The sequence below is a fragment of the Anaeromyxobacter soli genome (genome assembly GCF_022808855.1).
Lineage (GTDB): Bacteria > Myxococcota > Myxococcia > Myxococcales > Anaeromyxobacteraceae > Anaeromyxobacter > Anaeromyxobacter soli.
Map to the genome: position 1 here is coordinate 83,308 of NZ_JAKZLF010000014.1, position 22,155 is coordinate 105,462.

General features: G+C 73.9%; 17 protein-coding genes. 16 read left to right on the forward strand and 1 reads right to left on the reverse strand.

Annotation, left to right across the window (positions count from 1 at the left end; translation table 11 throughout):
- Positions 1–145: 145 nt before the first annotated feature.
- Entirely contained in the window at positions 146–3,973 is a 3,828-nt protein-coding gene (locus tag MLV88_RS12040) for a transcription-repair coupling factor (RefSeq protein ID WP_243337578.1), read from the reverse strand.
- A 436-nt stretch (positions 3,974–4,409) separates the two neighbouring features.
- Between MLV88_RS12040 and MLV88_RS12045 the strand changes: the two genes are divergently transcribed.
- The 16 genes from MLV88_RS12045 to MLV88_RS12120 all read left to right on the forward strand — a co-directional run.
- Complete coding sequence (locus tag MLV88_RS12045; RefSeq protein ID WP_243337579.1) at positions 4,410–5,009, forward strand: tetratricopeptide repeat protein; 600 nt, start codon at positions 4,410–4,412, stop codon at positions 5,007–5,009.
- 10 nt (positions 5,010–5,019) lie between these two features.
- The gene (gene hrcA / locus MLV88_RS12050; RefSeq protein WP_242334218.1) at positions 5,020–6,081 is read left to right on the forward strand and encodes a heat-inducible transcriptional repressor HrcA; all 1,062 of its coding nucleotides are present in this window, start codon (positions 5,020–5,022) and stop codon (positions 6,079–6,081) included.
- Positions 6,082–6,239: 158 nt separating this feature from the next.
- Positions 6,240–6,911: a nucleotide exchange factor GrpE gene (locus MLV88_RS12055; protein WP_243337581.1), complete on the forward strand. Its 672-nt coding sequence runs from the start codon at positions 6,240–6,242 to the stop codon at positions 6,909–6,911.
- A 7-nt stretch (positions 6,912–6,918) separates the two neighbouring features.
- Complete coding sequence (dnaK, locus tag MLV88_RS12060) at positions 6,919–8,745, forward strand: molecular chaperone DnaK (RefSeq protein WP_242334224.1); 1,827 nt, start codon at positions 6,919–6,921, stop codon at positions 8,743–8,745.
- 158 nt (positions 8,746–8,903) lie between these two features.
- Positions 8,904–10,034: a molecular chaperone DnaJ gene (dnaJ, locus tag MLV88_RS12065; RefSeq protein WP_242334227.1), complete on the forward strand. Its 1,131-nt coding sequence runs from the start codon at positions 8,904–8,906 to the stop codon at positions 10,032–10,034.
- 208 nt (positions 10,035–10,242) lie between these two features.
- The gene (locus MLV88_RS12070) at positions 10,243–12,309 is read left to right on the forward strand and encodes a penicillin-binding protein activator (RefSeq protein WP_243337583.1); all 2,067 of its coding nucleotides are present in this window, start codon (positions 10,243–10,245) and stop codon (positions 12,307–12,309) included.
- Between the two features lie 117 nt (positions 12,310–12,426).
- The gene (locus MLV88_RS12075) at positions 12,427–13,395 is read left to right on the forward strand and encodes a site-2 protease family protein (RefSeq protein ID WP_242356876.1); all 969 of its coding nucleotides are present in this window, start codon (positions 12,427–12,429) and stop codon (positions 13,393–13,395) included.
- 145 nt (positions 13,396–13,540) lie between these two features.
- Complete coding sequence (locus MLV88_RS12080; protein ID WP_243337585.1) at positions 13,541–13,945, forward strand: hypothetical protein; 405 nt, start codon at positions 13,541–13,543, stop codon at positions 13,943–13,945.
- 101 nt (positions 13,946–14,046) lie between these two features.
- Entirely contained in the window at positions 14,047–15,987 is a 1,941-nt protein-coding gene (locus tag MLV88_RS12085) for an ATP-dependent DNA helicase (protein WP_243337587.1), read from the forward strand.
- Between the two features lie 137 nt (positions 15,988–16,124).
- On the forward strand, positions 16,125–16,814 hold the full coding sequence (locus MLV88_RS12090) for a GTP-binding protein (RefSeq protein WP_242341523.1): 690 nt from the start codon (positions 16,125–16,127) through the stop codon (positions 16,812–16,814).
- Positions 16,811–18,205 (forward strand): sensor histidine kinase, encoded by a 1,395-nt coding sequence (locus MLV88_RS12095; RefSeq protein ID WP_243337589.1) that lies wholly within the window; start codon positions 16,811–16,813, stop codon positions 18,203–18,205. Before MLV88_RS12090 ends, MLV88_RS12095 begins: the two co-directional genes overlap by 4 nt.
- Positions 18,205–19,182 (forward strand): thiamine-phosphate kinase, encoded by a 978-nt coding sequence (gene thiL, locus MLV88_RS12100; RefSeq protein WP_243337591.1) that lies wholly within the window; start codon positions 18,205–18,207, stop codon positions 19,180–19,182. Before MLV88_RS12095 ends, thiL begins: the two co-directional genes overlap by 1 nt.
- Before the next feature lie 59 nt (positions 19,183–19,241).
- Complete coding sequence (locus MLV88_RS12105) at positions 19,242–20,630, forward strand: methyl-accepting chemotaxis protein (protein WP_242341542.1); 1,389 nt, start codon at positions 19,242–19,244, stop codon at positions 20,628–20,630.
- Between the two features lie 4 nt (positions 20,631–20,634).
- Positions 20,635–21,051 (forward strand): chemotaxis protein CheW, encoded by a 417-nt coding sequence (locus MLV88_RS12110; protein WP_242357049.1) that lies wholly within the window; start codon positions 20,635–20,637, stop codon positions 21,049–21,051.
- A 43-nt stretch (positions 21,052–21,094) separates the two neighbouring features.
- Entirely contained in the window at positions 21,095–21,463 is a 369-nt protein-coding gene (locus MLV88_RS12115; protein WP_242341544.1) for a response regulator, read from the forward strand.
- A gap of 242 nt (positions 21,464–21,705) precedes the next feature.
- Positions 21,706–22,155, forward strand: a 450-nt coding sequence (locus MLV88_RS12120; RefSeq protein WP_243337594.1) for an Hpt domain-containing protein, incomplete at its 3' end; no start/stop codon positions are given.

Sequence of the window (22,155 nt, forward strand, 5' to 3'; positions counted from 1 at the left end):
GGGGGGATCAAGGACGAGGTCCCCCCGTCGGGTGGCCCGCCGTCCCTCGCGCGCCAGGTCGCGCCCCCGGCTCCCAAAGCCCTGTCCCGGCGCCCGCTCGAGGGGCGCGATCCGACGCGAAGCGCGGCCAGGCGCCGCGGCCGGTTCACTCGGGCCGCGCGCAGCGGGCGAGGCCGGCGAGGAGCTGGCGGGCGGCGCCGAGCAGCTCGCGCCCGGTCGAGAGCTCCATGGCCGGCGACGGCACGAGCCCGACCGCCGCCGTCCGGACGGCCACCGGCGCAGGGCGCGGGGCCGCCTTGCCCTTCACGATCCTGGCAGGCTTGCCGGGCGGGGCCTTCGCCGGCGGAGGCTTCGCGCCGGGGAGCGCCGAGACGAGCTTCATGTCCGGGGTGAGGCGCAGCGCGCCGCCCGAGGCCGCCACGTGCTTCGCGAGCAGGAACGGGTCGAGCGCGGCCGTCTCGCCGAGGGTGAGGACGAGCCGGCCGGGGCCGGCCTCGATGGCGCGGATGCGCAGCGCGCGCAGCCGCACCTTCACCGCCATCACGTCGCAGAGCGCGTCGAGCTCCTCCGGCGGATCGCCGCAGCGGTCGATGATCTCCGCCCGCACCTCGTCGAGCTCCTCGTCGGTCGTCGCCTGGGCCAGCCGCTTGTAGAAGTAGAGCCGCTGGTGGACGTCCGGCATGTACGGGTCGGGGATGAAGGCCGGGACCGGGAGCTGCACGTCGGGATCGATGTCCTCGCGCGGCGGCTCGCCCTTGAGCTCGCGCACGGCCTCGTCGAGGAGCTCGGAGTAGAGCTCGAAGCCGACCGCCTCGATCTGGCCGGACTGGTCCTTGCCGAGCAGGTTCCCCGCCCCGCGGATCTCGAGGTCGTGGCTCGCGATCTTGAAGCCGGCGCCGAGCTCGCTGAAGCGCTGCAGGACCTCGAGCCGCTTCTGGGCGTCCTTCGTCACGGGGCGCCGCGCGGGCACGAGCAGGTACGCGTAGGCGCGCTCGCGGCTGCGGCCGACGCGGCCGCGGATCTGGTAGAGCTGCGCGAGGCCGAAGTGGTCGGCGCGGTTCACGATGATGGTGTTCGCGCTCGGGATGTCGAGGCCGCTCTCGATGATCGACGTCGCGAGGAGCACGTCGAGCTCCTTGCGGACGAAGCGGCTCATCACCTCCTCGAGCTTGCCCTCGCCCATCTGCCCGTGGGCGACGCCCACCCGCGCCTCGGGCGCGATCTCGGCGAGGAACTTCTGCATCGCCGCGATCGAGCGGACGCGGTTGTGGACGAAGTACACCTGCCCGCCGCGCTTCAGCTCGGTCTCGATCGCCTCCTTGACCACCTGCGGGTCGAACTTCATGACGAAGGTGCGGATGGCGCGCCGATCCTCCGGCGGCGTGGCGATGATGGAGAGGTCCCGCACGCCGGCGAGGCTCATGTGCAGCGTGCGCGGGATGGGCGTCGCGGTGAGCGTCAAGACGTCCACGAGCTTGCGGAGCTTCTTCAGGCGCTCCTTGTGCGCGACGCCGAAGCGCTGCTCCTCGTCCACCACCACGAGGCCGAGCTCCTTGAAGGAGACGTCCGCGGCGAGGAGCCGGTGGGTGCCGACGACGATGTCGACCTTCCCCTGGGCGGCGTCCTTCAGGATCCGCTTCACCTCCTCGGAGGTCTTCATCCGGGAGACCGCCTCGATGCGCACCGGGTAGCCCTTGAAGCGCTCCCGGAAGGTCCGCTCGTGCTGCGAGGCGAGCACGGTGGTCGGGACGAGCACCGCCACCTGCTTCTTCGAGAGCACCGCGAGCATGGCGGCGCGCATCGCCACCTCGGTCTTGCCGTAGCCGACGTCGCCGCAGACGAGCCGGTCCATGGGAACTGGAGGGGCGGATGAGGCTCCCCCCGCTCGCTCCGGGGCAGCCTCAGCCGACTGCCCCTTCGCTCGCAGACGGGAACCCTTCGTCATGTCGGTGATCACGTCGGCGATCGCCTTCGCCTGGTCGGGCGTCTCCTCCCAGGGGAACTCCGCCTCGAACTCGCGGAAGATCCCGTCCGGCTGGGCGAACTGGAAGCCCGGGTGCGCCGCGCGGGCGGCGTAGATGTCGAGCAGCTCCGCCGCCATCTTGAGGAGCTGCTCCTTCACCCGCGCCTTGCGGAGCGCGAAGGACTGCCCGCCGAGCCGGTCGAGCCGGACCGTCTCCGGCGAGGCGCCGGTGAACTTCTGCACCTGGCGCAGCTTCGCGACCGGCAGGTAGAGCCGGTCGGCGCCGTCGTAGGCGAGGACGAGGAAGTCGCCCTCCACCCCGCGGATCTGCATCTTGGTGAGGCCGAGGTAGCGGGCGATGCCGTGCTCGACGTGGACGACGAGGTCGCCGTCGTTGAGCTCGCGGAAGGCCGCCGCGAAGGCGTTCTCCTCCTTGGTGCGCCGCGCCTTCTTGCGCACCCGCCGGCCGAAGATCTCCTCGTCGGCGACGACGGCGAGCCCCGCCTCGCCGTCCACGAAGCCCTGCGAGATCTCGCCCTGGAACACGTGGGCGTGGATGGCGGGGTCGAAGATCGCGCGCGGATCGCCGGGAGGGCCCTCGTGCGCGCGCAATGCCTGGCGCCGATCCTCGAGGAGCCGGCGGAGCCGGTCCGCGGTGGAGGGCGAGCCGCAGGCGACCACGGCCGCGATGCCCCGCCGGCGCCACTCGTCGAGGCGGCGGGTGAGCGGGGCGAGCGCGCCCTCGTCGCCGTGGGCGGCCTCGATCTCCCCGCGGATGGCGTGGGTGTCCGAGAGCGAGAAGCGGACGGGCTCCGCCGTCCCGAGCCACACCCCGTGGCGGCGCACCACCGGCCGCGCCGCGAGCGCGGCGAGCGCCTCGGCGGCGGGGAGGAAGTGCGCCTCTGGCGGGAGGGCCAGCTCCTCGCGGCGCAGCGCGGCCTCGTGCTCGCGGGCGAGCTCCGCGTCGAGCTCCTGCAGCGCCTCCTCCACGCCGGCCGCGTCGTCCACGTAGGCGAGGGTGCCCGGGGGTAGGTAGTCGAGGAGCGTGCCGAGCCCCCCGGCGTGGAAGCCGGGGAGGAGCGCCTCCATGCCGAAGAACGGGGTGCCGGCGTCGATCGCGTCGAGCACCTCGCGCACCCGCGAGGTGGGGCGGTTCACGCGCTCGGCCGCCTCGCGCACCGCCGCCTTGGCCGCCTCCTTCCCCTCGTCGGAGAAGAGCGCCTCGCGCGCCGGGGAGAGGAGCACCTCCGCCACGTCGCCCTCGCTGCGCTGGGTCTGCGGGTCGAAGGCGCGGCAGCTCTCGATCTCGTCGCCGAAGAACTCGAGCCGCACGGGCGCCGCGTCGGCCGGGCTCCACAGGTCGACGATGCCGCCGCGGACGGCGAACGTGCCGGGATCCTCGACGAGGGGCGTGCGGGTGAAGCCGAGCAGCACGAGCTTCGCGGCGAGCGCCTCGCGCTCGATCGAGACGCCCTTGCCGAGGAGGTCCGCCCCCGCCTCGAACACGCGCCGCGGCACCATGCGCCGCGCGAGCGCGCGCGCCGAGACCACCACCGCTCGGATCGGCGCGAAAGCGAGCGCAGGGGCAGCCGGCTGAGGCTGCCCCGGAGCGAGCGGGGGTCTGGGGGGCGCGGCTTCATCGAGCCCCCCAGCACCAAAGAGATGCAGACGCGCGAGCGCGGAGAGCCGCTCCATCTCCACGCCGCGGTCCGGCGACAGGTCGTCGTAGGGCAGCACCGCGTCGGACGGGACGCGCACGACGGCGTCCCGCCCGAGGAAGAAGGCGAGGTCGCGCGCGAGCCCGTCCGCGTCCTCCTCATCGGGTGCGACCGCGAGGACCGCGCGCGCCCGCGCGGGGCCCGGCGCGAGGAGCTCCCGCACGAGGTATCCGCGGGCGGCGCCGGCGACGCCCACCACGTCGGCGCGCCGGTGGGTCTCGAGGGCACGGCGGACGCGGGCGCGCGCGTCGGTCGGGGCAGTCTCGTCTGAGGAAGGCTTCGTCGTGATCACGGCGATCGGCTCGGGGGCGGCATCTTACTTGCGACGCCGCCTGGGGGCGCGCGCGTTTCATGCCCGCTCGGGACGCGGTCGAAAAGAAGAGGCGCCGGGCTCAACGGACGACCTTCGCCGTGCTCGCGCCGCCGCAGTCGCTCGCCCCCGTGGGGAGCGTTCGCGACTTCGGGGGAGCGTTCACGCCGATCCTCGCCGTGCCCGACGCCTCGCCCTGATCCTAACTCCCCCCATCCCGCCGCGCCCGCTGCGCCACCTGCTTCCTTGATCGGCCTCTGGGGCACCGCTACACTCGGACCAGCCCTGGAACGCCGTAGAGGCACCCGTGCGGCCACCGATCTCCCGCTCCTCCATCGCTGCGGCCCTCGCGTCGCTCGCCCTCGCTGCGTGCGGCGGGGCGGAGCCTCGCCCGGCCGCTCGCGAGGACGCGGCGCCCATGCTCGCCACGCTCGCGAGCCCGCCGGGCGCCGGCTCGGAGCGTGTCCGGGCGGGCGACCTCGCGGGCGCCCGGGCGTCCTTCGAGGCGTCGCTCGCCCAGGATCCCGATCGCCTGGCCGCGCTCAACGACCTCGCGGTGAGCTACCTGCTCGAGGGGCACGCCGACGCGGCGCGCCGGCTGCTCGACGAGGTGGTCGCGAGCGGCAGGCCCCGGGAGCAGCAGGCGGCGCTCGTGAACCTCGGCGAGCTCTACGCCGCCGAGGGGTACGTCTCCGCCGCCGAGGCCTACCTCGAGACCGCGCGCGCCATCGATCCGGCGCGGCCCGAGCCCTGGTACGCGCTCGCGCTGCTCGCCGACGGACGCGGCGAGCAGGACGCCACGCGCGCCGCCCTCGCCGAGGCGCTGCGGCTCGACGACGGGGGTGCGGCGCGGGCAGCGTTCGCTTACGTCTACCCCGAGGAGCGCGTTCACCTCGAGGCGCTCGTCGCCCAGGCGTCGGGCGATCGAGCGCTCGCGGGCGCGCGCTGGCGGGAGCTCTCCGGGAGCCGCTTCGCGGCCCTCGCCGCGTCGGCGGAGAGGCACCTCGCCGGCGAGTAGGCGGAGACCGATGCCGGGGCCCACAGGCGAGCTGGACAAACGCGAGCGCGAGATCCTCCGCGCGCTGGTCCAGGACTACATCCAGACCGGCGAGCCGGTCGCGAGCCAGCCGCTCCTCGCACGCCACGAGCTCGACTGCTCTCCCGCCACGGTGCGGTCGGTGATGGGCGATCTCGAGGAGCTCGGCTTCCTCGAGAAGCCGCACGCCTCCTCCGGGCGGATCCCCACCGAGCGCGGCTACCGGCTCTACGTCGACTCGCTCCTCAAGATGCGCCCGCCCTCGGCGCAGGACCGCGACCGGATCGAGCGGCTCGCCCACGCCGCGAACGACGTGGGCCAGCTCCTCGAGAGCACCGCCGACCTGCTCCACTCGCTCTCGCACCACGCCGGCGTGGTCACGACGCCGCGGCCCCGGGTCGATCCCGTCCGCCAGGTGGAGTTCGTGCGGCTGCGCGAGAACCGGGTGCTCGCCGTGTTCGTCTCCGAGGCGGGGATCGTCACGAACAAGCTCGTGCAGCTCGAGTTCCCCATGGCGGCGGCGGACCTCGAGCGCGCCGCGCACTACCTGAACGAGAAGATCCAGGCGCTCGCGGCCGCGGCGGAGACGCTCCCGGCGGTGCGCGAGCAGATCCTCTCCGACATGCGCGCCGACCAGAGCGCGCTGCACGACCTCCTCCAGAAGGCGCTCTCGCTCGCCGAGCAGTCCTTCGCGCCGAACGAGGAGCGGGTGCTCGTCGACGGCGAGGAGAGCTTCCTCGACGCGCCGGAGTTCGCGAACGTGCGCAAGGCGCGGGCGCTGCTCAAGGCGTTCGCCGAGAAGGACCGCATCCTGCGGGTGCTCGACCGCGTGCTCACCTCGCAGGAGGTGCAGATCTTCATCGGCGCGGAGAGCGAGTTCGCGGCGGTGCCGGACGTCTCGGTCATCGCGGCGCCGTACGGGCGCGGCGATCACGTGCTCGGCACGCTCGCGGTGGTGGGCCCCACGCGCATGAACTACGCGCGCGTCATACCGCTCGTGGATCTCACCGCGCGCCACATCTCGCGCGCCCTCGCGGCCCTGTCGGACGGGTAGCGGGAGCGGCGTACACGGGCCGCGGGCCGGGCGCGCTCCGTCGCCGCGCGATCCTTGTTCCGCCCGTCGGGCCCGTGCCATGATGGCCGCGAGCGCGCGCGCGCGGCGCGAGGCGTGCCGCGGCGTCGCTCGCCCCTTCGAACCCCTGATCGCGAGCGATGGCCGACACCCACGACAAAGGTGCCTTCCGGGCGGACATCCCCCTCGACGCGGTCGAGGAGGCGCTCCGCTCCGTCGAGCGGATCTCGGGCGGCGAGCCCCAGGCCGAGGCGGCGCCGCTCGAGGTGGAGAGCGCGCCCGCCGCCGCCGAGCCGGGCGAGGTCGAGCGGCTCCGGGCCGAGCTCGAGCTCTCCCAGGCGAAGGGGCGGGAGGTGCTCGACAAGCTCCGGGCCGAGCACGAGAAGCTGCTCCGCGCCGCCGCCGACCTCGAGAACTACAAGAAGCGCGCGGCGCGGGAGCGCGACGAGGTGCAGCGCTTCGGGATCGAGCGGGTGGTGAAGGACGTGCTGCCCGTGCTCGACGGGCTCGACCGCGCGCTCGCCGCGGCCACGGAGGACGACGCGCTCGCCAAGGGCGTGCGGCTCGTGCGGACGAGCTTCGAGCAGGCGCTCGCGAGGCACGGCGTGAGCGCCTTCAGCGCCATGGGCGAGCGCTTCGATCCGGCCGTGCACGAGGCGCTGCTGCAGGTGCCCACCGACGCCGCGCCGCCGGGGACGGTGGTCCTCGAGCACGCGCGCGGCTTCAAGCTCCACGACCGGCTCGTCCGGCCGGCCATGGTGGGCGTGGCGATCGCCGCGCCGCCCCCGGCCGCGGGTCCGAAGGAAGGGTGATCGATCGATGGGGAAGGTGATCGGCATCGACCTCGGCACGACGAACTCCTGCGTCGCGGTGATGGAGGGCGGCGACGCCGTCGTCATCCCGAACAGCGAGGGCTCGCGCACGACGCCGTCGATGGTCGCGTTCACGGAGGGCGGCGAGCGGCTCGTCGGCCAGATCGCGAAGCGGCAGGCCATCACCAACCCCGAGTCGACGGTGTACGTCGTGAAGCGGCTCATCGGCCGCAAGTTCCAGGATCCCGAGGTGGCGCGCTCGGCGGGGCTCGTGCCGTACCGGATCGTGGCGGCCGGCAACGGCGACGCCTGGGTGGAGGCGAGCGGCAGGTCCTTCTCGCCCGCCGAGATCTCCGCGATGGTCCTCGCGAAGATGAAGCAGACCGCGGAGGACTACCTCGGCGAGGCGGTCACCGAGGCGATCGTCACCTGCCCGGCCTACTTCAACGACGCCCAGCGCCAGGCCACGAAGGACGGCGGCCGCATCGCGGGCCTCGACGTGCTCCGCATCATCAACGAGCCCACCGCCGCCGCCCTCGCCTACGGCATCGACAAGCAGAAGGCGGGCGCCACCGAGCGGGTGGCGGTGTACGACCTCGGCGGCGGCACCTTCGACATCACCGTCCTCGAGCTCAACCTCGGCGTGTTCGAGGTGAAGGCGACGAACGGCGACACCTTCCTCGGCGGCGAGGACTTCGACCAGCGGCTCATCGACTGGCTCTCGCGGCGCTTCCGCGAGCAGACCGGCATCGACCTCACGCGCGACCGGATGGCGCTGCAGCGCCTCAAGGAGGCCGCGGAGCGGGCGAAGCACGAGCTCTCGAGCGCGACCGAGACGGAGGTGAACCTCCCGTTCATCACCGCCGACGCGAGCGGCCCGAAGCACCTCGCCGAGACCCTCGACCGCGCCACGCTCGAGGAGCTGTGCGGCGATCTCATCGAGCGGACGCTCGAGCCGTGCCGCACCGCCCTCAAGGACGCGGGCGTCACCGTCCAGCAGATCGACACGGTCATCCTGGTCGGCGGCATGACCCGCATGCCGAAGGTGCAGGAGGTCGTGAAGCGCTTCTTCGGCAAGGAGCCGCACAAGGGCGTGAACCCGGACGAGGTCGTCGCGGTCGGGGCGGCGATCCAGGGCGGCGTCCTCAAGGGCGAGGTGAAGGACGTCCTCCTCCTCGACGTGACGCCGCTCTCGCTCGGCGTCGAGACCGCCGGCGGCGTGTTCACGAAGATCATCGACAAGAACACCACCGTCCCCTGCAAGAAGTCGCAGGTGTTCTCCACCGCGGTCGACAACCAGCCCCTCGTCTCCGTCCACGTGCTGCAGGGCGAGCGCGGCATGGCCGCCGACGACAAGACCCTCGCGCGCTTCGAGCTCGTGGGCATCCCGCCCGCGCCCCGCGGCGTGCCGCAGATCGAGGTCACCTTCGACATCGACGCGAACGGGATCGTGCACGTCTCGGCGAAGGACCTCGGCACCGGCAAGCAGCAGCAGATCCGCATCACCGGCTCCTCCGGCCTCAGCGAGGAGGAGATCCAGCGGATGATCCGCGACGCCGAGGCGAACCGCGCGGACGACGTGGTGAAGAAGGAGCTCGCGGACCTAAAGAACAACGCCGAGGGGCTCATCTACACGACCGAGAAGAGCCTCGAGGAGTACGCGAGCGCCCTCGCCGAGGGCGACCTCGCCGAGATCCGCGCCGACCTCGACGCGCTCAAGGCGACGCTCGAGGGCGGCGACGCCGCCGCCGTGAAGGAGGCGCTCGGCCGGCTCGAGGGCAGCGCCTACCGCATCGCGGACGCGATCTACGCGCAGCAGGGGGGCGGCAGCTAGCCGCTCCGCCGAGCGTCGCCCGGAGCCCCCGGGACGCGAGGCGGCGCGCCCCGTAGCGCGCCGGCGGGCGAGATCGGCCGGGCCGAATTGTCAGCCCCGCCGCGTGCGTTATATTGCCGCCGGCGCGGGCGGTCCGCTGCGGAAGGGCGCGAAAACACGTGGATAAGCGAGACTACTACGATGTCCTCGGCGTCGAGCGCGCCGCGGACGAGCAGGCGATCAAGACCGCGTACCGGAGGCTCGCCCACAAGCTCCACCCGGACAAGAACCCGGGCGACAAGCACGCCGAGGAGCAGTTCAAGGAGGCGTCCGAGGCCTACTCGGTCCTCTCGGATCCCGACAAGCGGGCCCGCTACGACCGGTTCGGGCACACGAACGGCGGCATGCCCGGCGCGGAGGGGTTCCCCTTCGGCGGCGGCGCCAGCATCAACGACATCTTCGGCGACATCTTCGGGGAGATGTTCGGCGGGGGCGCGGGCGGGCGGCGGCAGCGCCAGCGCACCCGGGGCTCGGACCTCCGCTACCACCTCGAGATCGGCTTCGAGGAGGCCGCGTTCGGCACGGTCGCCCGCATCACCATCCCGCGCCCGAAGGCATGCGAGACCTGCCACGGCTCCGGCGCGAAGCCGGGCACCGGCCCGAAGACCTGCCCGACCTGCGGCGGCGCCGGCGAGATCCGGCTCACCCAGGGCTTCTTCTCGATCGCCCGCACCTGCCACCACTGCCAGGGCTCGGGCCGCGTCATCGTGGACAAGTGCCCGGCCTGCGCCGGGCAGGGCGCGCTGCGCGAGGAGGCGACCGTCGAGGTGAAGGTCCCGCCCGGCGTGGACACCGGCACGCGCCTCAAGCTCTCCGGCGAGGGCGAGCCCGCGCCGGTCGCGGGCGGCAGCCCCGGCGATCTCTACGTCGTGCTGCAGGTGCGCGATCACCCGATCTTCTCGCGCGAGGACACCGAGGTCCTCTGCGAGATGCCGATCTCCTTCACGCAGGCGGCGCTCGGCGCGACCATCGACGTCCCCACCCTCGACGGGCCGGCGAAGCTCAAGGTCCCGGCCGGCACGCAGAGCGGGAAGGTGTTCCGCCTGAAGGGGAAGGGGATCCCCGCCCTGTCCGGCGGCGGGCGCGGCGACGAGCACGTGCGGCTCCTCGTCGAGACCCCGACCCACCTCACCAAGGAGCAGCGCGAGCTGCTCGAGCGCTTCGCCGCGATCTCGGGCGAGGACACGCACCCCCAGGCGCGCAGCTTCTGGCAGAAGGTCGGCGATCTCCTGCGCGACGCGAAGGGGTAACTTTCCAAGGCGCACGAGCCCGGAGCCGAGGCGGGTACCCGCAGCGACGCGCGCCTAGGCGCTCCTCCGACGGGAGCCGCGCCCAGCGGCGCCTGGCAGTGCGCCGCAGGCGCAAGGAGCGAGGACGCCCGCCGCAGGCCCGGGATCGTGCGCCGAGCCGGGGGAATCTGTTCCCACCCTGCGGGTTCCGCAGTAGATCGGGGTTCCCATGCGCTTCGTCGCCCGGAAGGTGCTCGCTTTCCTGTTCCTCGCCCTCGCTGCCTGCCCGAAGCGGGTGGTGGTGAACGGGCAGGAGATGTCGGTCGAGGACGCGGACACGCTCGCGCGCCGCGACCTCGAGGGCGTGCGCGCCGAGGGGAAGGGGCTGCCGCCCGCCGAGGCCGCCGCGCGGCTCGAGGCGTTCGCGGCGCGCTACCGCGGCGTGCCGGCCGGGGGCGACGCCCTGCACGAGGCCGCCGAGCTGCGGCGCGCGGCGGGCGAGCCGGCGCGCGCGGCCGAGGATCTCCGCACCCTGCTCGGCGAGCACCCGCTCCACCCGCGCGCGGTCCAGGCGAAGTACCTGCTCGCCCTCTCCGACATCGAGCTCGGCCGGACCCGCGACGGGCTCGCGAGCCTGGCCACCCTCTACGAGAAGCTCCCCGCCGAGGCGCAGCCCGGCGCGGCCGCCCGCGCCGCCGAGGCGGCGCTCGCCGCCGGCGCCGAGGCCGACGCGGTCCGCTGGCTCGCGACGCTCGCCGCCGGCCAGGAGGGCGAGGCGCGGGCGAAGACGCTCGCGCGCGCCACCGCGGCGGTGGACGCCCTGGGGCTCGAGGACGCCGAGGGGCTGCGCCGCGCGCTGCCGCCGGACTCGCCGCTCCAGGAGCCGCTCGCGATGAAGGTCGCGCGCGTCCACCTCCACCTGCGCGACTACGCGGGCGCGGAGGCGACGGCGCGCGAGGTGTTCCTGCGCTGGCCGCACGGTCCCTACGCGGACGACGCGAAGCGGCTCGTGGATCGGATCTCGCGCCTCACCTACGTCCGCCCGAACGTGCTCGGCGTCGCGGTCCCGCTCTCCGGCAACTTCAAGCGCTGGGGCGAGGCCATCCTGCAGGGCGTCTCGCTCGCGCTCGAGGGCTCGGGCGTGAAGGTGGCGGTGCGCGACACGCGCGGCGAGCCGGACGGCGCCGCCGCGGCGCTCGAGGCGCTCGTGCTCGAGGAGGGCGCCATCGCGGTCCTGGGCGGCGTCACGAACGCCGAGGGAGAGCGCGCCGCCGCCGCCGCCGAGGAGCTGCAGATCCCGTTCGTCTCGCTCTCGAAGCAGGAGGGGATCACCGCCGCCGGGCCCTTCGTCTTCCAGAGCATGCTCACCGCGCGCGAGCAGGCGGACGCGCTCGTCGGCCTCGCCATGGGCAAGCGCGGCATGCGCCGCTTCGCGATCCTCTACCCGTCCATGAGCTACGGCGTGGAGCTCGCGAACGCGTTCTGGGACGACCTCGAGGCGCGCGGCGGCGAGGTGCGCGCGGCCGAGACCTACGCCCCGGACCGGACCACCTTCACGCCGCTCGTGAAGAGCATGGTGGGCAAGCTCTACCTCGAGGAGCGCGGCGACTGGCAGGAGCAGTCCCGCGACATCGCCCAGAAGGAGAAGGATCCGTTCCGGCGCCGCAAGGCGCTCGAGAAGGCGCGCGAGAAGCTCCCCCCCGTCACCGACTTCGACGCCATCTTCATCCCCGACTTCGCGAAGAACGTGAAGCTCATCGCGCCCGCGCTGGCGGTGGAGGACGTCCTCACCCAGACCTGCGAGCCCGAGGCGCTCGAGAAGCTGAAGAAGCTCACCGGCCGCCCCGACCTCCGGCCGGTGCAGCTGTTCGGCGCGAACGGCTGGGGCGGCGACCCGGGCCTGTTCGACCAGTCGCCCGGCGGCGCGGGCCGGCACGTGCGCTGCGCCATCTACGTGGACGGGTTCTTCGCCGGCTCGGCGCGCCCGGGCACGAAGCGCTTCGTCGAGGCGTTCGAGCGGAAGTTCCCCGGCCAGACGCCCACCATCCTCGAGGCGTCCGCCTACGACGCGGCGGGGATGGCGCGGCAGGTGATCGAGCACGACCGCGCCCAGACGCGCGCCGCGCTGCGCGACGGCCTCGCGGCGGTGCGCGGCTTCAAGGGCGCCACCGGCGAGCTCACGATGGGCGCCGATCGGACGCCCGAGCGCGAGCTGTTCTTCCTCACCGTGGACTCGAACGGCGTCCGGGAGATGAAGCCGGAGGAGCTCGCCGGGCCCGGCGCCGGCGGGATGTAGCTCGATGGGGGCCGCCCCGGGGCGGACGCCTGCCCGGCAGAGCTCGTCGGGGTTCCGCCCCGGCCAGCCGGAGCGAGCCGTTTCGGAATCGCCGTCGGCCCGTTAGCTTGTCCCGGGATGGACGACGTCCTCGTGCGGCCGCGGCCGCGAGCCCGCTTCCCCGCCGCGAACGTCGCGCTCTTCCTCGCGACCCTCGCCACCACCGGTTGGGCCGGGCTGCTGTTCTCGCCCGCCGCGGCGGACGTGCGCACCCTCGGCGAGCTGCTCGCACGCGTCCGCGAGGCGCCGGGCGTCCTCCTCGAGGGGCTCCCCTTCGCGCTCTCGCTCGTCGGGATCCTCTTCACCCACGAGATGGGCCACTACGTGCTCGCGCGGCGCGCGCGGGTGGACACGACCCTTCCGTACTTCATCCCGGTGCCCTTCGGCGTCGGCACGCTCGGGGCCGTGATCCGCATGCGCTCGCCCATCCCGTCCCGGCGCGCGCTCCTCGACATCGGCGCCTCCGGCCCGCTCGCCGGCCTCGTCGTGGCGCTCCCGCTGCTCGTGTGGGGGCTCGCTCACTCGGAGATCCGGGAAGTGTCCGCGGCGACCTCGCCGGCTTCCCCCTTCGGGGCGTTCCTCTCCTGGCTCGCGGGCCGACCCTCGCCGGAGGGCGCGGGCGAGGTGATCCACTTCGGCCACAGCCTGCTCACCCTCGCGGCGCAGCGACTCGTCGTGGGCCCGCTCGCGCCCGGCACCGACGTGGTCATGCACCCCGTCGCCGTGGCGGCCTCGCTCGGCCTGCTCGTCACCGCGCTGAACCTCGTGCCCGCCGGGCAGCTCGACGGCGGCCACGTGCTCTACGCGCTCTTCGGCCGCCGGCGCGCGCACGCCCTCGCGCGCCTCACGAGCGCGGCGCTGCTCCTCGCCGGGATCTTCGCCTCCTGGAGCTGGCTCCTCTGGTGGTTCCTCACCCGCTTCGTGGTGGGGCTCGGCCACCCGGCCGCGATCGTGGAAGAGCCGCTCGGGCCGGGCCGCAGGGCCATCGCGATCTTCTCGCTGATCCTGTTCTTCGCGACGTTCGTGCCGGTGCCGGTGGCATTTTGAACGGGGGGCTGCAGTGGTTCACGGGGGCTGGCGCCCCCGCCCCGCCGACGGCTCGATGCAAGCGCTCGCTTCGCTCGGGCACCGGCTTCGGGGTCTCGCGGCGCCATTCGGTCCCGGGGCGTCATCGGCTAGACTCGGCGCTCCCATGACGTCGCCCGACGAGACCCTCCGCGCTCCCGCGCCGGAGCCGGAGGCCGACCCCGGCGAGGCCGAGGCCTGGGCGCGCGTCGTCGCCGCATGGGAGGACGAGGCGGCGCACGACGCGTACCTCGCGCGCTTCCAGGATCTCCCAGGGCTCGGCCTCGCCGGCCGCCGCTATCGCGACGCGGCGGCCGCGCGTCCGGACGATCCGGTCGCGGCGCGCATGCGCGACGAGGTGATCCGCCGGGCCACGGTGCAGGGCTTCGCGCTCCTGCCGCGGAGCGCGCCCCCCAAGGACCGCTCCGTGGCGCTCCGGCGCCTCCTCGTCGCCGTCGCGGCCGCGCTCCTCGTCGCCGCCGCCTACTTCGCCTTCCACCTCCTCGCCGCACCGCCCGGAGCCCCATCCTGATCCCCGCACCCGCCGCCCTCACCGTCGAGGACGTCCTCGGCCCGGACGGCCGCATCGCCCGCGCGCTCCCCGGCTACGAGCACCGCGAGGACCAGCTCGAGATGGCGCGCGCCGTGGAGCGCGCGCTGCGCGAGCGGCGCTACCTCGTCGCCGAGGCCGGCACCGGCACCGGCAAGACCCTCGCCTACCTCGTCCCCGCGGCGCTCTCCGGGCGGCGGGTCATCGTCTCGACCGCCACGAAGACCCTGCAGGAGCAGATCTGGGGGAAGGACATCCCGCTCCTGCGCGAGCGGTGCGGCCTCGACTTCGCCGCCGCCTACCTGAAGGGCCGCTCGAACTACTACTGCCTCGCGCGGGGCGCGGAGTTCGCGCGCGCGCCGACCTTCGCCGCGCGCGAGGAGGCGGCGCTCTGGCCGGTCATCGAGGCCTGGTCGCGGGCGACCGAGACCGGCGACCGCAGCGAGCTCGACCTGCCCGACCAGCTCCACACCTGGAAGGACCTGTCGGCGACGGCCGAGACCTGCACCGGCCGCGAGTGCGAGCGCTACGAGGACTGCTTCGTCACGCGGGCGCGCGCGCTCGCCGGCCAGTCCGACGTGCTCCTCGTGAACCACCACCTGTTCTTCGCGGATCTCGCCATGCGCACGAGCCGCGCGGGCGTGGAGATCCTCCCGGACTACGACGTCGTGATCTTCGACGAGGCGCACGCCCTCGAGGAGGTCGCCACCGAGTACTTCGGGCTCCAGGTCTCCTCGTACCGGGTGGACGAGCTCGGCCGCGACGCGCTGCGCGCGGTGGGCGACCGCCCCGACCTCGCGTCGATGATGCGCGACGCGACCGGCGAGCTGCGCCGCGCCGGCGAGCGGTTCTTCCAGGCGGTCGCCGACGGGCTGCGGACGGGCGGCGGCGGCGCCGGGCCGCAGCGCGGCTTCGGCGCGCGCGGCGCCCCCCGGGGTCGCACCCCCCGCCGCGGCCAGGAGGAGGAGAGCGTGCGCGCGCCGCTCGTCGAGGAGCTCCTCGCGCCGTGCGAGCGCGACCAGGCGCGCCTCGACGCCGCCCTCGAGGCGCTGCGCGAGCTCCTCGCCGAGGCCGAGGCGCCCCAGCTCGCCCAGATCGCGCGGCGCGCCGGCGAGCTGCGGGTGGAGCTCGCGGCGGTCACGGCGATGAAGGAGCCCTCGCGCGTGTACTTCGCCGAGGTGCGCGGGCGGGGCGTGTTCCTGCGCGCGGCGCCCATCGACGTCGCCGAGGAGCTGCAGGCCCGGCTCTACCGGCGCACGGACACCGTGGTCTTCACGAGCGCCACCCTCGCCGCGCAGGGGCGCTTCGACTACTTCCGCCGCCAGGTCGGCCTCGCGCCCGAGTTCGACGTGGACGAGGCGCGCTACCCCGGCCCGTTCGACTTCCCGCGCCAGGCGGCCATCGTCTCGCCGGCCGCGGTCCCCGAGCCCAACGCGCCGGGGTTCCTCGAGGCCGCCGCCGGCGCGATCCGCGCGCTCACCGCCGTGACGGACGGGCGCGCGTTCGTGCTCTGCACCTCGAACCGCAACATGGTGGCGCTGCACTCGGCGCTCCGCGATCTCCCCTACCAGGTCCTCCTCCAGGGGGAGCGCCCCAAGGCGCGCCTGCTCGAGGCGTTCCGCGCCGAGCCGTCGGTGCTCTTCGCCACCGCGAGCTTCTGGGAGGGGGTGGACGTCCCGGGCGACGCCCTGTCGCTCGTGGTCATCGACCGGCTCCCGTTCGCGCCGCCGGGAGATCCGGTGGTGGCGGCCCGGCTGCGCGCGCTCGAGGCGGAGGGGCGGGACGGCTTCTCCGAGCTCTCGGTCCCCGCGGCGGCGCTCGCGCTGCGGCAGGGCTTCGGCCGGCTCGTGCGGACCCGGGACGACCGGGGCCTCGTCGCGATCCTCGACCGGCGCCTCGTCACGAAGGGCTACGGGCGCGCGTTCCTCGCCACCTTGCCGAAGAGCCCGCTCCTCCGGAGCGTGGAGGAGGCGCGCGCCTGGTGGCAGCGTGGCGGGGTCGCCCCGGCGCCGCACCGGGCGTGACGCGAGCCGCGGTGTGCGTCGAGGGAGCACCGACTCCCCGTCCGAGCGGGCGTCCGTTCACCGGGCGGGGACATCGGGGATCGCGCGCTGATCGGTTAGAGTAGGTACCCGGGCGAAATGTCGCCCCACCCGACCGCATGGCCCAGTTCAACGCCGACACGCGCGAGATCGCCGTCAAGGTCGTCTACTACGGCCCGGCGCTGTCCGGGAAGACGACCAACCTCCAGGCGCTCTTCCAGAAGATCGATCCGAAGATCCGCGGGCGTCTCATGACGCTCGACACCAAGGACGACCGGACGCTCTTCTTCGACATGATGCCCGTGTTCTTCCGCACCCGGGCGGGCGTGAAGGTGAAGCTGAAGCTGTACACGGTGCCGGGCCAGGTGATGCACGAGTCCACCCGGCGCATCGTGCTGCAGGGCACCGACGCGGTGGCGTTCGTCGCCGACTCGCGCCGCAGCGAGGCCGCGCCGACGCTCGCCTACTGGAACAACATGCTGAAGAACCTGGAGGCGAACGGGCTCGACTACAGGTCCCTGCCCATCGTCATCCAGATGAACAAGCGCGACCTCGAGGACGCGCGCGGCGACGGCGAGCTCGGCGATCTGCTCCGCGTGATCCAGCCGCGCATCGTGCCGGCGGTGGCGATCCGCGGCGAGGGCGTCCTCGAGACCCTGCACGCGCTGCTCCAGCTCACCTACCGCACCCTCGACAAGCGCTTCGGCCTCGAGTCCACCTGGCAGGTGTCGGAGCGCGAGTTCCTCGGCCAGATCTTCTCGCACGTGGACGTGCGCGGCTCACGGCTCGCGGAGGCGCCGGCGCGATGACGCTGCCGCCGTCCTTCCTGCAGCAGCGGCTGCCGCTCGGGGATCTGCTCGATCTCCGGGCGTTCGGCGACGTGTGCCACTCGTTCTCCGAGCTGTACCGCGTCGGCATCAAGGTGTTCGACGAGGCGGGCAACAAGCTCGTGGACGTGCGGGTGGGGAACGCCGACTTCTGCGGCTACATCTGGTCGAAGGCCGCCGGCCGCGAGGGCTGCATCGCCACGGTGGCCAAGGCGAAGGGCGAGCCGCTCCCCGAGGAGCCCGTCCCGGTCCTCGTGCAGTGCTTCTCCGGCTGCCGCTACGTGGTGCAGCCGATCCTCTACGAGGGCGACCTCCTCGGCCGGGTGGTGTTCGGCCCGTTCGTCCCGGACGACCTCGTCGAGCTGCCCGCCTCGCTGCGCGGCATCGCGCCCGACTTCGACGCCGAGCTCGCGAAGGGCTACCAGCAGAAGATCCGGCGCGTCTCCGTCGCCACCGCCGAGAAGATCCTGAAGCACTTCATGGATCTCCTCGACGTGATGGTCTTCACCGGCCACAAGAGCCTCATCGCGGCGAAGCTCCACATCGAGGCGGTGCAGGAGAGCTACCGCGAGCTGCAGGACAAGAACCGCGAGCTCGAGGACAGCTACGCGAAGCTGAAGGAGCTCGATCGCCTCAAGTCGAACTTCCTCGCCACCATGAGCCACGAGCTGCGCACCCCGCTCACGAGCGTCATCGGCTACTCGGAGATGATGCTCGAGGGGCTCGGCGGCCCGCTCACCGCCGAGCAGCGCGAGTACCTCGGCATCATCATGGAGAAGGGGGAGAACCTGCTGCAGCTCATCACCTCGATCCTGGACATCTCCAAGATCGAGGCCGGGCGCGTGCGGCTCGTGCTCTCCGACGTGGACGCCACCCAGATCATGCGCGACGCCGTCGCGACCGTGCTGCCCCTCGCGCGCAAGAAGGGGCTCAAGATCGCCTGCGAGGCGGGCGCCATGCCCCGCATCCAGGCCGACCGCGACAAGCTCCGCCAGTGCCTCGTGAACCTCTGCTCGAACGCGGTGAAGTTCACGCCCGCGGGCGGCGCGATCCGGGTCTACGCCGAGGCGCTCGCGGGGGACCGGCTCGCCATCCACGTCGCGGACAGCGGCATCGGCATCGCCGAGGAGCACCTCGGCAAGGTCTTCGACGTCTTCTACCAGGTGGACGGCTCGTCCACGCGCGAGTACGGCGGCGCCGGCCTGGGCCTCGCCATCGTGAAGAGCTTCGTGGAGGCGCACGGCGGCGAGGTGGCGCTGCGCTCCACCGCCGGCGTGGGCACCACCTTCTCGCTCGTGCTGCCGCTCCGCCCGAGCGTCGCGCCCGCCTACACCCCCATCGTCCCGCTCGCCGCCGTCGGGCGCGCCTCCTGATGCCCCCGCGCCCGCCGCCCGGCGAGTTCGAGCTCATCCGCCGCTTCACGCACGCGCTGCCGCTCCGCGGCGAGGGCGTGCGGGTCGGCCCCGGCGACGACGCGGCGGTGCTCGCCCCGCCGCGCGGTGAGGAGCTCGTCGTCACCGCGGACGCGGTGGTGGCGGGCGTCCACTTCGACCGCGCCTTCTCGCCGGAGGACGTCGGATGGAAGGCGCTCGCGGTGAACCTCTCCGACCTCGCCGCCATGGGCGCGCGGCCGCTCTGGGCCCTCGTGTGCCTGGGCGTGCCACCCGGGGTGCGCCCCGCCGAGCTCGTGCGCCTCGGCCGCGGCCTCGGCGCCTGCGCGCGGCGCTACCGCGTCGCGGTGGCCGGGGGGAACGTCACGCGCGCCTCCGAGCTGTCCGTCACCGTCACCGTCATCGGCGCCGTCCCCGAGGGGCGCGCCCTGCTCCGCACCGGCGCGCGCGCGGGCGACCTCGTCGCCGTCACCGGCACCCTCGGCGACGCCGCGCTCGGGCGGGCTCCCGGCGCCCCGGCCGCGCTCGTCCGCCGCCAGCGCCGGCCCACCCCGCGCCTCGCCGCGGGGCGCGCCCTCGCCGGCGTCGCCCGCGCCGCCATCGACGTCTCCGACGGGCTCGTGCAGGACCTCGCCCACCTGTGCGAGGCCTCGCGGGTGGGGGCCCGCATCGGCGTCGCCGATCTGCCGCTCTCCGCCGCCGCGGAGCGGCTCGCCCACCGCTCCGGCGCGGCCCGCGACGCGGCGCTCTCCGGCGGCGAGGACTACGAGCTCGTGGTCGCCCTCGCGCCCTCCCTCCTCCCCGCGGCGCGCGCGGCGGCGGCGAAGGCCCGCACCCCCCTCACCGTCATCGGCCGCTTCGTGCGGGGACGCGGCGTGCGCGTCGTCGGCCCCACCGGCGCGGCGGTCGAGGTCGAGCGGCGCGGTCACGACCACCTCCGCGCACCCACCGCTCTTTGACTTGCCGCAGGGCGCGTCTAGGATCGCCCCGCCGTCCCACGCCTTGGAGAGGGGCACCCTTGCCGCGAGCGAGCCGAGACGAGCGACTGTCCACCCGCCCGAGCGCGCGCTGGCAGGACGCGCCGCACCTCGTCGCCCTGCGCGGGCGCGCGGCCGAGGCGGCGCCCAGGGCGACGCCGCCGCTCGCCGGCGTGCCGGTCTCGCTCGAGAAGAAGATCCTCTTCAGCTACCTCGTCGTGGGCGCGGTGCTGCTCTTCGCGGTGCCGGAGATCCGCGAGCGCGTGCAGAGCCCGCTCGTGGCGGGCCTCGCGGTGCTCGCCCTCACCCTGCTCCTCGGCATCGTGCTCACCCTCGCCGTGGCGCGGGTGTCGCGCCTCGCCCGCCTGCGCGGGAGCGCCGTCGAGATCAGCCGCGGCGACCTCTCCAAGGCGGTGGTGTCGGAGGAGCAGCGCACCGCCCACGACGAGATCGACGAGCTGACCTACGCCATCCGCACCATGCAGGAGAACCTGCGCGATCTCGTGTCGCGCATCCAGCGGACGGCGCAGTCGGTGGCCGACTCGGCGAACGAGCTGCAGCAGAGCGCGGAGGAGGTGAACGCCTCGACGGACGAGGTCGCCTCCTCCATGGAGAAGATCGCGGTCGGCGCCGGCCAGCAGTCGGAGCTCGTGGAGCGGACCTCCAAGGTGATCGGGGAGATCGCCGCGTCCATCGAGGCGACGGCGCGCAGCGCGGAGGAGGCGGCGCGCGCCTCGGCGGAGACGAGCCAGTCGGCCGCCGCCGGCGGCGACGCCGCCCGGCTCGCCGGCGAGAAGGTGAAGAAGGTGTTCGCCCGCATCGAGGCCGCGAGCGAGCAGGTGTTCGCCTTCGGCGAGCGCACGAAGGAGATCTCCAAGATCGTGGAGGCGATCACCCAGGTCGCGAACCAGACGAACCTGCTCGCCCTGAACGCCACCATCGAGGCGGCCCGCGCCGGCGAGTACGGCCGCGGCTTCGCGGTGGTCGCCGAGGAGGTCCGCAAGCTCGCCGAGTCCGCCGGGCGCTCCGCGGAGCAGATCTCCTCGCTCGCCACCGACATCTCCGGCCGCGCGGGCAAGGTGGTCGAGACCATGAAGGAGTCGGTCTCCGAGCTCGGCGAGGGGCGCGAGGACCTGAACGCCATCATCCGCACCCTGGCCGACATCGCCAAGATCGCCGCCACCGGGGCGGACAAGGTGGGCGTCATCTCCCAGGCCGCCCGCGACCAGCTCCAGGGCTCGGCCGACATGGTCCAGGCGATGGACCACATCTCGGACGTCGCCTCCTCGAACGCGAGCCAGACCGAGCAGGTGCGCAAGGTCACCGCCGAGCAGACCGCGGCGGTCGCGCAGATGGCCGGCGCGGCGCAGGAGCTCACGAACCTCTCGCTCGAGCTCCAGGCGGTCGTCTCGCGGTTCCGGCTCGGCTAGGCGCGTGCGGCACGTCCTCTTCCGCCTCGGCAGGGAGCGGTTCGCGCTGCCGCTCGAGGCGGTGCGCGAGGTGGTGCTGCCCCAGCCGCCCTTCGCCCGCGTGCCGCGCGCGTCCGAGGCGGTGCGCGGGGTGATGAACCTGCGCGGGCGGGTGATCGCGGTGGTGGACCTCGCCCCCCTCGTCGGCCTGGCGGCGCAGGCGCTCGAGCCGTCCGCGGGGCAGGTGATCGTCCTCGACCACGCCCGGCGCGCGCTCGGGCTCCTCATCGGCGGCGTGCTCGGCGTGGAGCCGCTCACGCCGGAGGGCCGCGGCGGCGAGGGGCTCGTGCGCGGCGTCGCGACCTCGCGCGCGGGCGCCGTGACGGTGCTCGGGGCGGACGCCGTCGCGAGCGAAGCGGTCCGGCTGTTCGGCGGTAGGTGATGTGATAGGTTCCGAAGGACACCTTCGGGGGAGAGGTAGGCCGATGGCGAAGCGAGTCCTGATCGTCGACGACGCGATCTTCATGCGGAACATGATCAAGGACATCTTCTCGGGCTCCGGCTTCGAGGTCGTCGGCGAGGCCGCGAACGGGCTCGAGGCGGTCGAGAAGTACCGGGAGCTGAAGCCCGACCTCACCACCATGGACATCGTGATGCCGTTCAAGAGCGGCATCGAGGCGACGCGCGACATCGTCAAGCAGGACCACAAGGCGGTGATCGTGATGTGCAGCGCGCTCGGCCAGGAGTCGCTGGTGATGGAGGCCATCGAGGCCGGCGCGAGCGACTTCATCGTGAAGCCGTTCAAGGCGGAGGACGTCCTCTCCGTCGTGAAGAAGGTCCTGGGCGAGGCCTGAACGAGCGATCATGGTCCCGAAACGCTCAGCGAGCGAAGCGAGCCCGCCGGGGCGACGCCGCGGAAGCGGCGAAGCCGCGCGCGGCGGCGCCCGGGGCCCCGCGCCCCGGGGGGGGGCCCCCACGACCATCGCACGGCGGGGCGGGGGCGCAGCCCCCGTTCGAACCTGGCTGAACGACAGCGCGACGCGCGTCACCGAAGGTGAACGCGCATCGCGAACTGTCGTTTAGCGCCCGGGGAGCCGTGGCGCTCGATCTCCAGAAGTACCTGGGTCTGTTCGCGAGCGAGGCGGGGGAGCACCTCGCCGCGTTCGGGCGCGAGCTCGTCCGCCTCGAGCGGGCGCCGCCCTCCGCCGCGCGCAACGAGATCGTGGACGCGCTCTTCCGCCACGCGCACAGCGTGAAGGGGATGAGCGCCTCGATGCAGCTCGACGGCATCGCCTCGCTGGCGCACCGCCTGGAGGACCTCGTCGCGCTGTTCCGCGCCGCCCCCGCCCGGCTCGACGCCGCCGCGGTCGATCTCCTCCTCGCCGCGGGCGACGCCCTGCAGGGGATGGTGCAGGAGGCGGCGAAGGGCGGCTCGCCGGCCGAGGAGCCCGTCCTCTCCGCCCGGCTCGCCGAGGCGGCGGCGCGCTATCGCGGCGCGCCCGGCCCGCCGCCGGCGGCGACCGCGCCGGTCGAGCCGCCCGCCCCC

Coding starts and splice junctions, on each gene's coding strand:
- MLV88_RS12045 (WP_243337579.1), top strand. CDS start 4,410: ATGCTCGCCACGCTCGCGAGCCCGCCGGGCGCCGGCTCGGAGCGTGTC.
- hrcA (WP_242334218.1), top strand. CDS start 5,020: ATGCCGGGGCCCACAGGCGAGCTGGACAAACGCGAGCGCGAGATCCTC.
- MLV88_RS12055 (WP_243337581.1), top strand. CDS start 6,240: ATGGCCGACACCCACGACAAAGGTGCCTTCCGGGCGGACATCCCCCTC.
- dnaK (WP_242334224.1), top strand. CDS start 6,919: ATGGGGAAGGTGATCGGCATCGACCTCGGCACGACGAACTCCTGCGTC.
- MLV88_RS12070 (WP_243337583.1), top strand. CDS start 10,243: ATGCGCTTCGTCGCCCGGAAGGTGCTCGCTTTCCTGTTCCTCGCCCTC.
- MLV88_RS12075 (WP_242356876.1), top strand. CDS start 12,427: ATGGACGACGTCCTCGTGCGGCCGCGGCCGCGAGCCCGCTTCCCCGCC.
- MLV88_RS12080 (WP_243337585.1), top strand. CDS start 13,541: ATGACGTCGCCCGACGAGACCCTCCGCGCTCCCGCGCCGGAGCCGGAG.
- MLV88_RS12085 (WP_243337587.1), top strand. CDS start 14,047: ATGGCGCGCGCCGTGGAGCGCGCGCTGCGCGAGCGGCGCTACCTCGTC.
- MLV88_RS12090 (WP_242341523.1), top strand. CDS start 16,125: ATGGCCCAGTTCAACGCCGACACGCGCGAGATCGCCGTCAAGGTCGTC.
- MLV88_RS12095 (WP_243337589.1), top strand. CDS start 16,811: ATGACGCTGCCGCCGTCCTTCCTGCAGCAGCGGCTGCCGCTCGGGGAT.
- thiL (WP_243337591.1), top strand. CDS start 18,205: ATGCCCCCGCGCCCGCCGCCCGGCGAGTTCGAGCTCATCCGCCGCTTC.
- MLV88_RS12115 (WP_242341544.1), top strand. CDS start 21,095: ATGGCGAAGCGAGTCCTGATCGTCGACGACGCGATCTTCATGCGGAAC.